Genomic DNA, 12,072 nt, shown 5'->3' on the forward strand with positions numbered 1-12,072 from the left:
ACGAATTGGCGGGGGAGTGCCTGATGAACACCTCGGCCAAGGCCATATAGGCGTCATTCCCGCGAAGGCGGGAAACCAGACTGGCTGACCGCGCGGCTCTATCGCAACCGTTTGAGGTTCTGGATTCCCGCCTTCGCGGGAATGACGGATTTGGGGGTGTCAGGCGCCGCCTCTCCCACTCTCGTCATCCCGGCGGACGCCGGGATCCATGGTTGCGGTGAACGCCGTTGTCGCGCGGCGCCATCAGTCGCCCGTGTCCATGGATCCCGGCGTCCGCCGGGATGACGGGAGGGGCGTGTCGCAAGACGGCGTGACGAAAAGAGCGCCCCCCTTCAATACCCCGCGCGATACCCGGAATAGCGGCACGCATCCTGATCGTCGGGATGCTTGCGGCATTGCTCCGCAGCCTTGCGGCGTTCGCGCCCCTCTTTCGCTTCCTGCTTGCGCATCTTGCGGCCGTAATTGCGGTCGGCCTCGTCCTGGCTGGTCGTCGTCCAGTCGATCGCCTTGCCGGCGACCTTGAACGGCGCCTTCACGATCGTGGCGGCGGTGCTGACGCAGCCGGTGGTGGCGAGCGCGAGCGGTATCAGAGCAACGCAGGAAACAGGGGCGATACGCATTTACGGATGATCCTTGGCCGACCGAAGGGTCTCTACGCCAATTAGCGGATAATCCGTGAAGAATCCGTCGATCCCCTGCGCCAGCCCCGCCGTGATCTCGCCCGCGATATCGCCATGCGCGGCCTTGTCCGTCCCCCGCTGGAAGCGCGGCGGCAGGAAGGCGTTTTCGGCGCGGTAGGTCCAGGGGTGGACGCGAACGCCCGCGGCATGCGCATCGGCGACGAGCGTGGAGGGCGTGGTCGCCGTCTTGTCCGTCCACAGCTGCGCCTTGTCGGGGCCGATGCCAAAGGCATAGGTCGCGATTTGCTTCAGCCCCGCCGGCGTCAGCATCGCGGCATAGGAGGGCGCGGCGCCATCCGCCGGCGCCCCCTCGCCCGCGACGAGCTGGATCAGGCGGATGCCCGTCATCGCGTGGATGCGTTGCAGGTTCTTCACCTCGAACGACTGGATGAAGACCGGCGCGCTGGCGTCATGCCACCCCGCCTTGCGCAATTGTTCGACCAGCAGGACGTCGGTCGGATGGCCGATGCTGGCGAAATACGTCGGGTGCTTGGTTTCGGGATAGATGCCGATCGTCCGCCCCAATTCCTTCGACTGGCGCTTGGCGAGATCGATGATCTCGGCCAGCGTCGGCACCTGATACTTGCCGTCATAGGCGGCATTGCCGGGGCGCAGCTGCGGCAGGCGCTCCTTCGCGCGCAGCGTCTTCAATTCGGCGAGCGTGAAATCCTCGGTAAACCAGTCGGTCAGCGTTTGGCCATCGATCGTCTTGGTCGTCTTGCGGTCGGCGAATTCGGGATGTTGCGCGACGTCGGTGGTGCCACCGATCGCATTTTCGTGGCGCGCGACGAGCACATTGTCCTTGGTCGGCACCAGATCGGGTTCGATGAAATCGGCGCCCTGCTCGATCGCCAGCTCGTACGAGGCCAGCGTATGTTCGGGGCGCGATCCGCTCGCGCCGCGGTGCGCGATCACGATAGGGGGCGAAAGAGGCGCATGCGTCATGGGACGATCCTGCCCGGTTGCGGGAACGGATGCCAGCAGCATCCCGGTGAGAGCGATTCGCAAAGCGGAAACCATCATGACCCAGAGCGTTACGGCCCTAATCTGACAGGGGTGCGACACCCCCGAACTGCGAGGGTTTCCATGCACTTCACGATCAACGGGCAGTCCTATCAGGCGGAGCCCGATATCCGCACCTCGCTGCTCGACCTGTGTCGCGAGCATCTGGGGCTGACGGGCAGCAAGAAGGGCTGCGATCACGGCCAGTGCGGTGCGTGTACGATGCTGGTCAACGGCCGCCGCATCAACAGCTGCCTCAGCCTCGCAGTGATGCACCAGGACGATGAGATCGTGACGATCGAGGGCCTCGGCACGCCCGACGACCTCCACCCGCTCCAGGCCGCCTTCGTCCGCCACGATGGCTATCAGTGCGGCTATTGCACGCCGGGCCAGATCTGTTCGGCGGTCGGTATGATGGACGAGGTGAAGAAGGGCTGGCCCAGCCACGTCACCGGCGACCTCGACGCGCCGCGCTTCGACGATGGCGAAATCTCCGAACGGATGAGCGGCAATCTGTGCCGCTGCGCCGCCTATCCCAACATCGTCGATGCGATCCGCGAAGTGGCAGAGGCGAACGGCACGGTCGATGTCGCGCTGCGCCATAGCAACACCAAGGCGGAGGCAGAGGCATGAAGACCTTCACCTATGCCAAGGCGGACAGCGCCGATGCCGCGGTGCGCGACGCACACAGCTCGGGCGCCAAGTTCATCGCGGGCGGCACCAATCTGCTCGACCTGATGAAGCTGCAGATCGAAACCCCTGAAAAGCTGGTCGACATCAGCCGGCTGCCCTTGGGCGAGATCGAGGAGCGCGAGGACGGCGGCCTGACGATCGGCGCGCTCGTACCCAATTCGGACCTCGCCGCCGACCCCCGCGTCATCGCCAAGTACGAGGTGCTGAGCCGCGCCCTGCTCGCCGGCGCCAGCGGCCAGTTGCGCAACAAGGCATCTACGGGCGGCAACCTGCTGCAGCGGACGCGGTGCTACTATTTCTACGACACCGCCATGCCGTGCAACAAGCGCGAGCCCGGCACCGGCTGTTCGGCGATCGGCGGGTTCAACCGCATCCTCGCGGTGCTCGGCACGTCGGAGCAGTGCATCGCGACGCACCCCAGCGACATGGCGGTGGCGATGCGCGCGCTCGATGCCACGATCATCACGCAGCGCCCCGACGGCGACAAGCGCCGTATCTCCATCCACGATTTCTACCGTCTGCCCGGCGACACGCCGAACATCGAGACGGTGCTGGAGACGGGCGAACTGATCACCCATATCGAACTGCCCGCGCCGCCCAAGGGACGCCAAGTGTACCGCAAGGTCCGCGACCGCGCGTCTTATGCCTTTGCGATCGTGTCGATTGCCGGCGTGGTGAGGGTGGAGGATGGCAAGATCGCGTCTGCATCGCTCGCCTTCGGCGGCCTCGGCCCGATGCCGTGGCGCAACCCGGCGGTGGAGGCCGCACTCGTCGGCCAAGCACCGTCCGACGCCGCATTCAACGCCGCCGCCGATGCGCTGCTGGCGGATGCCAAGGGCTATGGCTCGAACGACTTCAAGATCCCGCTGACGCGCCGGGTGCTCGTCGCCACGCTTCGCGACCTGACGGGAGAATAAGGCATGTTCGGTTTCGGCAAGGGCGACACCAATTCGCTCACGATGAATGCAAGCCATCCCGACAGCTTGCTCGACACCTCGTCGCAGGACGTGATCGGCAAGCCGATCGACCGGATCGACGGCCCAAAGAAGGTGTCGGGCAAGGCGACCTATGCGGCGGAATATGCGCTCGACAACGTCGCCTACGGCTATCTCGTCCGCGCGACGGTGGGCGCGGGCAAGATCACCTCGCTCGACGCAAGCCGTGCCAAGGCGCTGCCCGGCGTGATCGACGTCATCACCGATTACGCCAGCTTCATCCGCAACCCGCAGCAGGGCGGCGAGACGACCGCGCCGACGCAGGGCGTCGAGGATGTCGCTTACCACGGCGAGATCATCGCGATCGTCATCGCCGAAAGCTATGAGGCCGCACGCGACGCCGCCTTGCACGTCGACGTGCAATATGACGCCGCGGAAGGCCGCTACGACTTCGAGGCGCACAAGAGCGAGGCGGAAGAGCCCAAGCCGCAGCAGATCCCGCCGCACCACGACCAGGGCGATATCGACACGGCCATGGCCGACGCCGCCTTCACCGTCGACGTCACTTATACCACGCCCTCGCAGAATTCCGCCGCGATGGAGCCGCATGCCAGCCTGGCGGTGTGGGAAGACGGCGCGCTGACGCTGTACGGCGCCTACCAGATGCCCTCGTCCGACAAGCAGCAGCTCGCCAAGGCGCTAGGCGTGGCGGCTGACAAGGTGCGGATCGTCGCGGCCTATGTCGGCGGCGGCTTCGGATCGAAGCTCGGCATCGCCCCCGAAAGCGTCGCGGCGGCGATCGCGGCGAAGCGTCTGAACCGCCCGGTGAAGGCGGTGATGGCACGCCAGCAGGTGTTCGACGCGACCGTGCGCCGCTCGAACACCGAACAGCGGATGCGCCTCGGCGCCACCGCCGACGGCAAGCTGACCGCGATCGGCCACGAAACCCTGGTCAGCAACCTGCCGGGCGAGGATTTCTTCGAACCGACCGGCATGGCGACGCACTTCCTCTATGCGGGCGACAATCGGCGGATCACGCACGACATCGTTCGTCTCGACTGGATGTTGGCGGGATCGATGCGCGCGCCGGGCGAAGCGGTCGGCCTGATCGCGCTGGAGGGCGCGATCGACGAACTGGCGGAAAAGATGCGCATCGACCCCATTGAATTGCGCCGCCGCAACGAGCCCGAAAAGGATCCGGAAAAGAACATCCCCTATTCCTCCCGCTCGCTGATCCCCTGTCTGGAGCGGGGAGCAGAGGCGTTCGGCTGGTCGAGCCGCAAGCCCGCCGGCACCGACCGGCGCGGTGACTGGCTGTACGGCATGGGCGTCGCCTCCGCCGCGCGATCGAACATGCTGATGAAGTCCGCCGCCAAGGTCTCGATCGACGGCCAGGGCAAGGCGCATGTCGAAACCGACATGACCGACATCGGCACCGGCACTTACACGATCCTGGGCCAGATCACCGCCGAGATCCTCGGCCTGCCCATCGAGGACGTCACCGTCCACCTCGGTGATACCGACGCACCGCCGGGCGCGGGGTCGGGCGGGTCGTGGGGCGCGGGATCATCCGGCACGTCGGTCTATCTCGCCTGCGAGGCGTTGCGCGCCAAGATTGCCAAGGCGATGGGCGTCGCCGAAGATGCGATGACGCTGAAGGACGGCCGCGTCATAGCCGACAATCGCAGCGTGCCGCTGGCCGAACTGGTCGGCGATGGCATCGAGGCGACCGGCGAAGTCAGCCCCGGCCGCCAGGAAAAGACGTTCAACCAGGCCAGCTACGGCGCGCATTTCTGCGAGGTCGCGGTCCATGCGGTGACGGGCGAGGTGCGCGTCAAGCGGATGCTCGGCGTCTTTACCGCCGGCCGCATCCTCAACGCCAAGACCGCGCGTTCGCAATGCCTGGGTGGCATGACCTTCGGCATCGGCTGCGCACTGTCGGAGGAGCTGGTCCACGATCCGCGCAACGGCAAGATCGTCAACCGCGACCTCGGCGAATATCACGTCCCCGTGAACGCCGACGTGCCGCAGCTGGAGGTCGAATTCCTGCCCGAACGCGACATCCAGGCGAACCCGCTCCACGCCAAGGGCATCGGCGAACTCGGCATCTGCGGCGCGGCGGGTGCCGTCGGCAATGCGATCTATAACGCCACCGGCGTGCGCGTGCGCGACTTCCCGGTGACGCTCGACAAATTGCTGGAGGGCCTGCCCGCGGTGTGATTCCGCCGCCCCGAACCCCTCCCGTCATCCCTGCGAAGGCGGGAATCCAGACGTGCTGCCGTCGCGCCTCTGTCGCGATTGTCAGAGGTTATGGATTCCCGCCTTCGCGGGAATGACGGGAGGGTTGACGAAGTATGAAGGGGCCACCCTTTCCCCTCCCCGCCCAACACCTTACATTCGCCCTCACCCGGTCCCGGGCAAGGATCAGAAGCCTGTATGAACGAGATGACGATGGACCGCGCGTATCGCCCCCACGGGCTGGCGCACGGGCAGCAGGGCGTGCTCGGCGCGCCGATCGCGCGGATCGAAGGGTCGGCGAAGGTCAGCGGCACCGCCACCTACGCCTATGAGGACGCGCCCGACGGCACGCTCTACGCCGCGATCGTCGGCGCGCCGGTGCCGCGCGGCCGCGTGACGGGGATCGACGCCAGCGCCGCAGAGGCGATGCCCGGCGTCGTCGCGGTCATCCACGACGACCCGCGCATGGTCACCGGCGGCAGCAATTCGCAGGGCGCCGCGCACAGCGGCACCGACACGATCTTCCATTACGGCCAGCCCGTCGCGATCGTCGTCGCCGAGGATCAGGCGATCGCCCGCGACGCGGCCGCCCGCGTCGTCGTATCGGTAGAAGAGGCGCCCGCCCGCCTCGCCATGGCGGAGCAGTCGGTCGAACAGGACCACGACCTCGGCTTCCTGCCCGCGATCGACAAGGGCGACCTCGACGCCGCGCTGGCCGACGCGGCGGTGACGATCGACCTTGCCTACACCACCCCCGTCCATTTCCCCGCCGCGCTCGAACCGCATGCCAGCACCGTCTGGTGGCAGGACGGCACGCTCACCGTCCGCACCAGCAACCAGGTGATCGGCGCCGCGCGCACCACGATCGCGAAAGCGCTGGGCCTCGATACGGACAAGGTCCGCGTCCTTGCCCCCTTCGTCGGCGGCGGCTTCGGCGGCAAGACCGGCGTCGGGCCGGAGGTGATCCTCGCCGCCATCGCCGCACAGAAGACCGGTCGTCCGGTCAAGGTCGCGCTCGCCCGCGCGCAGACCGCCTATCTGGTCCACCACCGCTCGGCGACGACGCAGCGCGTGCGGATCGCCGCCACGCAGGATGGCCACATCACCGCCTTCGCGCACGAAGGCGTCGCCGCGCAGAACGACGACGCGCGCTTCCTCGAACCCATCCCGTTCGGCTCGCTGCCGCTGTACGGCGGCGCAAACCGCCGCTTCCGCACCGATCTCGTCCGGCTCGACCTGCCTGCTACCGGCGCGGTGCGCGCGCCGGGCGAGGCGATCGGCACCTTCGCCGTCGAATGCGCGATGGACGAGCTCGCCGAACGGCTGGGGCTGGACCCGATCGAGCTGCGCCGCATCAACGAACCCGAGGTCGATCCGGTCAGTGGCAAGCCCTTCTCCACCCGCCGCCTGCTCGATTGCTATGACGAGGGCGCCCGCCGTTTCGACTGGGACGCTCGCAACCGCACGCCCGGCGCGCGCCGTGAGGGCGAATGGCTGATCGGCCACGGCATGGCCGCGGCACTGCGCGGCAACTTCACCGTCAAGGCCGAAGCCGAGGTGCGGCTGGAGGCGAACGGCCGCGCAATCGTCGCCTGCGACATGACCGACATCGGTACCGGCACCTACACCATCCTCGCGCAGACCGTCGGCGAGATGCTCGGCCTGCCCGTCGCTTCGGTCGAAGTGCGGCTGGGCGACAGCGACCTGCCGCCCAGCGCCGGCTCGGGCGGATCGTTCGGCGCGGGCAGCGCCTGCGCCGCCGCGGCGCTCGCCTGCGGGGATATCCTCAGCGACCTCGCCCGCCGCATGAACGCCGCGCCCGAAGATTTGACGCTGAAAGACGGCTGCGTCACTGCCGGCGGCCGCAGCGTCGCGCTGCCTGACCTGCTGCGCGGGGAACCGATCGTCGCCCGCGGCAAGACCGCCCCCGGCAAGGAAAGCCAGCGCACCAGCCAGGCAAGCCATGGCGCGCATTTCGTCGAGGTCGCGGTCAACGCCGTTACCGGCGAGGTGCGCGTGCGCCGTATGCTCGGCGTGTTCGACGTCGGCCGCGTGCTCAACGCCAAGACCGCGGCGAACCAGCTGATCGGCGGCATGGTGTGGGGCATCGCCTATGCGCTCAGCGAAGAGGCGGTGGTCGACCCGCGCTCGGGCCATTTCGTCAACCCGGACTTCGGCGAATATCACGTCGCGGTGAATGCCGACGTGCCGCAGATCGGGGTGCATTTCGTCGAGGAGATCGACGACAGCGCCAATCCGGCGGGCGCAAAGGGGGTCGGCGAACTCGGCATCTCGGGCGCGGGCGCGGCGGTGGTCAACGCCATCTACAACGCGACCGGCGTGCGGGTGCGCGACTTCCCCGTCACGCTCGACGCCCTACTGCCGGGCTTGCCACCCCTCTAAAATTCCTCCCCCGCCAGGGGGAGGTGGCAGCGAAGCTGACGGAGGGGGAGGTAACTATTCGGCCTGTCATGATGGACACCGCCAACCGCCCCCTCCGTCACCGCCTTCGGCGGCGCCACCTCCCCCTGGCGGGGGAGGACTGAAAAAGGACACGACATGGCCGAAAACGCCGCCCTCGCCACTGCCAGCCGCCCTTACCCCACACACATCGTCACCCCGGACTTGGTCCGGGGTCCACCGTGCCGCGTGGGCAACGTCGGAGCCTCCTGCCATCCCCCTGCGGCGCCGTGGACCCCGGAACACGTCCGGGGTGACGGAGTAAGGTCCGCAACTTCACCCACCCCCTCTCACGATCACCGCTAGGGCAGGAACCGCAACACCATGGCCGAAAACGACTCCGTCCTCGCCGCCGCGCGCGAATGGAAAGGCGAACCGCTCGCCCTCGCCACCGTGGTTTCCACCTGGGGCAGCGCGCCGCGCCCCAAGGGCAGCCACATGCTCGTCCATGGCGACGGTCGGTTCGAAGGATCGGTGTCGGGCGGCTGCGTCGAAAGCGACATCTTGCAGACCGCCGCCGACGTCATCGCCGGCGCGCCCTTCCAGCTGAAGCGCTACGGCGTCGCCGATGCCGCGGCCTGGGAGGTCGGCCTGCCCTGCGGCGGTGAGATCGCGGTGATGGTGCAGCCCGTCTCCGCCGCCGGCTTCGACCCCGAACTCTTCGACCGCATCGCCGACGCGCGTGACCGCGGTGAGGCGCTGACCGTCACCACCGACCTCGCCACCGGCCACAGCGATCTCAGGCCGCAGGAAACCGGCGAAGTGTTCGTCAACCGCTACGATCCCCCGCGCCGCCTGCTGATCGTCGGCGCGGTGCAGATCGCGCAGAGCCTTGTCGCGCTGGCGACGACGCTCGGCATCGCCACGACGGTCATCGACCCGCGCGCGCGCTTCCTCACCGAAGAGCGCTTCCCCGGCGTGACACTCGACGACCGCTGGCCCGATGAGGCGATCGCCGCGCTGAAACCCGGCCCCGCCACCGCGGTCGTCACCTTGAGCCACGACATCAAGATCGACGATCCCGCGCTCATCGCCGCGCTCGCCACCGACGCGCCGTACGTCGGCGCGCTCGGCAGCCGCCGCAGCCATGCCGCGCGCCGCGAACGGCTGACCGCGGAGGGCCTTACGCCAGCGCAGATCGACCGGATCGACGCGCCCGTCGGCATCGATATCGGCGCGATCGGCCCGTCGGAAATCGCGCTGTCGATCGCCGCGGCCATGGTGGGGGCGTTCCATGATCGCCGCTGAAGACTGCGTGCTTGTGCTGCTCGCCGCCGGGCGTTCGCAGCGGATGGGCGACCTTGGCAGCAAGCTCGACGAACCGTTCCTCGGGCGCGCGCTCGGCCTGCACGTCGCCGTCGCGCTCGAAGACATGCCGTTCCGCGAACGCGTCGCCGTCATCGGCAAGGCGCAATGCGATTATGCCGCACACGGCTATACGATTGTACGGAACGACGATCCTGCACTGGGCCTCGGCCGATCGGTAGCGCTCGGCGTCGATTGCGCGCGCGCGCATGGTGCGCAGGCCGTGGTCGTGGCGCTCGCCGACATGCCGCGCGTCACCGCCACGCACATCTGGCACCTGCTCGAGGCTGCGGATGGCCCCGACGCGGTCGTCGCTTCCAGCGACGGCATCAGCCCCAAGCCCCCCGCCGTCTTCGGCCGCAACCGATTCGACGCCCTGCTGGCGCTGGAAGGCGATCAGGGCGCCCGCGACATGGTCCGCGGCGGCAAGCACGTCGTCACGACCTCGGCCGAACTGATCGACGTCGACACGCCCGAAGAGCTGGAACGGCTCCGCGCATTGGTCGGCGACCCCGAAACCTACACGCGCCTGCGACGGCCGTAATGCGCCCCACCTTCCCCGTCACCCCGGGCTCGACCCGGGGTCCCGCTTCTTCTTTAACGCACGGCCAACAGCGGGACCCCGGATCACGTCCGGGGTGACGAACGATCTCAAAGACCTGTCTTTACCCCCCAACCCGTCATTGCGAGCGGGCCGAAGCAATGATGGACGAAGCGGTCAGGCGCCCCAACGCCAAGAGCGATGTTGGACGCAACCCACCTCAACCGTTTCCACCAGGTGTTCACCTTGTCCATATCGCCGCCCACGTCACTCGTGTCGCAGCGCATCGATCGGGTTCAGCGCCGCCGCCCGCCGTGCGGGGAAGTATCCGAACACCACGCCGATCACCGCCGATATGCCGAACGCGATCAGGTTGATCTGCGGATCGAACGTCCAGGGCACCTGCATCAGCGGCACCAGCGCCAGGATCACGCCCTGCGCGATGATCAGGCCGACGATCCCGCCCAGGCACGACAGCGCGACCGCCTCGACCAGGAATTGCAACAGCACCTCGCGCGCGACCGCGCCGATCGCCAGGCGGATGCCGATCTCGCGCGTGCGCTCGGTCACCGACACCAGCATAATGTTCATGATGCCGATGCCGCCGACGACCAGGCTGATCGCCGCCACCGCTGCTACGATGCGGGTCAGCAACGTCGTCGTGCCGGTCAGCGTGTCCGAAATCTGCTTGGTGTCGAAGATGTTGAAATCGTCCGGCCGCGCGCCGGTCAGGTGGCGGCGTTCGCGCAGCAGGGCGGTGATCGACGACTGCACGGTCGCGCTGGAATAGGCCGGATCGACGCCGACCAGCATCACGCGCACGTCATCGTTGCCGACGAAGCGGCGCTGCACCGTCTTGATGGGCATGACGACCACATCGTCCTGGTCGCCGAAGCCGCCCTGCCCGCGCGTCGTGAGCACGCCGATCACGTCGCAGCTGACATTGCCCAGCCGGATGCGCGTGCCGACCGCATTGCCGGACGGGAACAGGTTCTTGCGCACGGTATTGCCGATCAGGCAAACCGCCTTGCCCGCCTCCTGCTCCGCCGGCGACCAATAGCGCCCGGCGGCGAGCGGCCACGGCTGCACCGTGTTGAACGCCAGCGTCGTGCCGTTGATCGTCGTCGACCAGTTCGCGCCCTCGTAGATCGCGGTGGCGCTGGCGTTGGTCTGCGGCGCGACCGCAGTGACGCCCGCGATCTGCGTCGCGATCGCATCCGCATCAGGCACCTTGAACGGCGGCGGCGGCGGGCCGCCACCACCCCGGCCGAAGCCCTGGCCGGGCCGCACCTGCAACACGTTGCTGCCCAGCGCGCTGATCTGCTGCTGCACCGCCGCCGTCGTCGCCTTGCCCAGCGTCACCATCGTGACGACCGCACCGACGCCGATCACGATGCCCAGGATGGTCAGGAACGAGCGCAGCAGATGCCGCCGGATCGACCGGATCGCGAGGATGAAGGTGGTGCCTAGCATCTATGCCTCCACCGCCTCGCCCTGCCGGTGCTGCGCCTCGATCCGCTCGACCAGGCCGTCCTTGAAGTGGACGACCGTGCGCGCGAACGCCGCCATGTCGGGTTCGTGCGTCACCATCAGCACGGTGATGTTGGCGGTGCGGTTGAGGTCGGTCAGCAATTCCATGATCTCGACCGATCGTTCGCTGTCGAGGTTGCCGGTCGGTTCGTCGGCGAGCAGCACGTCGGGCTGCGTCACAATCGCGCGTGCAATGGCGACGCGCTGCTGCTGGCCGCCTGACAGTTCCGCGGGCGTATGATCCCACCAGCGATCGAGGCCCACCTTCTCCAGCGCCGCCATGCCTAGCTCGCGCCGCGTCTTCTTGTCCTCGCCGCGATAGAGCAGCGGCAGCTCGACATTCTCCAGCGCGCTGGTGCGGCTCAAGAGGTTGAACCCCTGGAACACGAAGCCGAGATAGCGCCGCCGCAACAGCGCGCGCTGGTCGCGATCCAGCGTCTCGACATGGTGGCCGCGGAACAGGAAGGTCCCGCCCGACGGCACGTCCAGGCAGCCGAGGATGTTCATCGTCGTCGACTTGCCCGACCCCGACGGCCCCATGACCGCAACGAAATCGCCCGCCTGGATGTCGAGGTCGACACCCTTCAACGCCTGAAACTGCGTCGCGCCGGTGCCATAGACCTTGGTGACGTTGCGCAGCGAGATGAGCGGGTCAGCCATGGGCAACGTCCCGCTTTCCCGCCACGGA

General features: G+C 67.9%; 10 protein-coding genes. 6 read left to right on the forward strand and 4 right to left on the reverse strand.

Annotated features, from left to right (window positions below):
- Positions 1–332: 332 nt before the first annotated feature.
- Both ACP7A3_RS04500 and ACP7A3_RS04505 read right to left on the reverse strand, forming a co-directional pair.
- The gene (locus ACP7A3_RS04500) at positions 333–620 is read right to left on the reverse strand and encodes a hypothetical protein (RefSeq protein WP_043060565.1); all 288 of its coding nucleotides are present in this window, start codon (positions 618–620) and stop codon (positions 333–335) included.
- Entirely contained in the window at positions 621–1,667 is a 1,047-nt protein-coding gene (locus ACP7A3_RS04505) for a glycerophosphodiester phosphodiesterase (protein ID WP_426255342.1), read from the reverse strand.
- A gap of 99 nt (positions 1,668–1,766) precedes the next feature.
- On the opposite strand from ACP7A3_RS04505, the gene ACP7A3_RS04510 reads away from it, so the two are divergent.
- The 6 genes from ACP7A3_RS04510 (at position 1,767) to ACP7A3_RS04535 (ending at position 9,857) form a co-directional block, all read left to right on the forward strand.
- Positions 1,767–2,315 (forward strand): 2Fe-2S iron-sulfur cluster-binding protein, encoded by a 549-nt coding sequence (locus ACP7A3_RS04510; RefSeq protein ID WP_082049304.1) that lies wholly within the window; start codon positions 1,767–1,769, stop codon positions 2,313–2,315.
- Complete coding sequence (locus tag ACP7A3_RS04515) at positions 2,312–3,292, forward strand: FAD binding domain-containing protein (RefSeq protein ID WP_426255193.1); 981 nt, start codon at positions 2,312–2,314, stop codon at positions 3,290–3,292. Before ACP7A3_RS04510 ends, ACP7A3_RS04515 begins: the two co-directional genes overlap by 4 nt.
- 3 nt (positions 3,293–3,295) lie before the next feature.
- Positions 3,296–5,530 (forward strand): xanthine dehydrogenase family protein molybdopterin-binding subunit, encoded by a 2,235-nt coding sequence (locus ACP7A3_RS04520; RefSeq protein WP_426255192.1) that lies wholly within the window; start codon positions 3,296–3,298, stop codon positions 5,528–5,530.
- A 216-nt stretch (positions 5,531–5,746) separates the two neighbouring features.
- Positions 5,747–7,951 carry a molybdopterin cofactor-binding domain-containing protein gene (locus ACP7A3_RS04525; RefSeq protein ID WP_426255191.1) on the forward strand — a complete coding sequence of 735 codons (2,205 nt, stop codon included), beginning with the start codon at positions 5,747–5,749 and terminating at the stop codon, positions 7,949–7,951.
- Between the two features lie 381 nt (positions 7,952–8,332).
- The gene (locus ACP7A3_RS04530; RefSeq protein ID WP_426255190.1) at positions 8,333–9,256 is read left to right on the forward strand and encodes an XdhC family protein; all 924 of its coding nucleotides are present in this window, start codon (positions 8,333–8,335) and stop codon (positions 9,254–9,256) included.
- Positions 9,243–9,857, forward strand: a complete 615-nt coding sequence (locus tag ACP7A3_RS04535) for a nucleotidyltransferase family protein (RefSeq protein ID WP_426255189.1) — start codon at positions 9,243–9,245, stop codon at positions 9,855–9,857. Before ACP7A3_RS04530 ends, ACP7A3_RS04535 begins: the two co-directional genes overlap by 14 nt.
- A 264-nt stretch (positions 9,858–10,121) precedes the next feature.
- Here the strand turns inward: ACP7A3_RS04535 and ACP7A3_RS04540 are convergent, their stop codons facing one another.
- Positions 10,122–11,327, reverse strand: a complete 1,206-nt coding sequence (locus tag ACP7A3_RS04540; protein ID WP_244056119.1) for an ABC transporter permease — start codon at positions 11,325–11,327, stop codon at positions 10,122–10,124.
- The gene (locus tag ACP7A3_RS04545; protein WP_043059219.1) at positions 11,328–12,044 is read right to left on the reverse strand and encodes an ABC transporter ATP-binding protein; all 717 of its coding nucleotides are present in this window, start codon (positions 12,042–12,044) and stop codon (positions 11,328–11,330) included. It abuts the gene before it with no gap.
- Between the last annotated feature and the right edge of the window lie 28 nt (positions 12,045–12,072).

Source organism: Sphingomonas sp. DC5200-1 (assembly GCF_049897245.1).
Lineage (GTDB): Bacteria > Pseudomonadota > Alphaproteobacteria > Sphingomonadales > Sphingomonadaceae > Sphingomonas > Sphingomonas aquatilis.

Bases quoted from the DNA above. Each gene is read 5' to 3' on its own strand.
- ACP7A3_RS04515 (WP_426255193.1), top strand. From the start codon at position 2,312: ATGAAGACCTTCACCTATGCCAAGGCGGACAGCGCCGATGCCGCGGTG.
- ACP7A3_RS04525 (WP_426255191.1), top strand. From the start codon at position 5,747: ATGAACGAGATGACGATGGACCGCGCGTATCGCCCCCACGGGCTGGCG.
- ACP7A3_RS04540 (WP_244056119.1), bottom strand. From the start codon at position 11,327: ATGCTAGGCACCACCTTCATCCTCGCGATCCGGTCGATCCGGCGGCAT.
- ACP7A3_RS04535 (WP_426255189.1), top strand. From the start codon at position 9,243: ATGATCGCCGCTGAAGACTGCGTGCTTGTGCTGCTCGCCGCCGGGCGT.
- ACP7A3_RS04520 (WP_426255192.1), top strand. From the start codon at position 3,296: ATGTTCGGTTTCGGCAAGGGCGACACCAATTCGCTCACGATGAATGCA.
- ACP7A3_RS04510 (WP_082049304.1), top strand. From the start codon at position 1,767: ATGCACTTCACGATCAACGGGCAGTCCTATCAGGCGGAGCCCGATATC.
- ACP7A3_RS04505 (WP_426255342.1), bottom strand. From the start codon at position 1,667: ATGCTGCTGGCATCCGTTCCCGCAACCGGGCAGGATCGTCCCATGACG.
- ACP7A3_RS04500 (WP_043060565.1), bottom strand. From the start codon at position 620: ATGCGTATCGCCCCTGTTTCCTGCGTTGCTCTGATACCGCTCGCGCTC.
- ACP7A3_RS04530 (WP_426255190.1), top strand. From the start codon at position 8,333: ATGGCCGAAAACGACTCCGTCCTCGCCGCCGCGCGCGAATGGAAAGGC.
- ACP7A3_RS04545 (WP_043059219.1), bottom strand. From the start codon at position 12,044: ATGGCTGACCCGCTCATCTCGCTGCGCAACGTCACCAAGGTCTATGGC.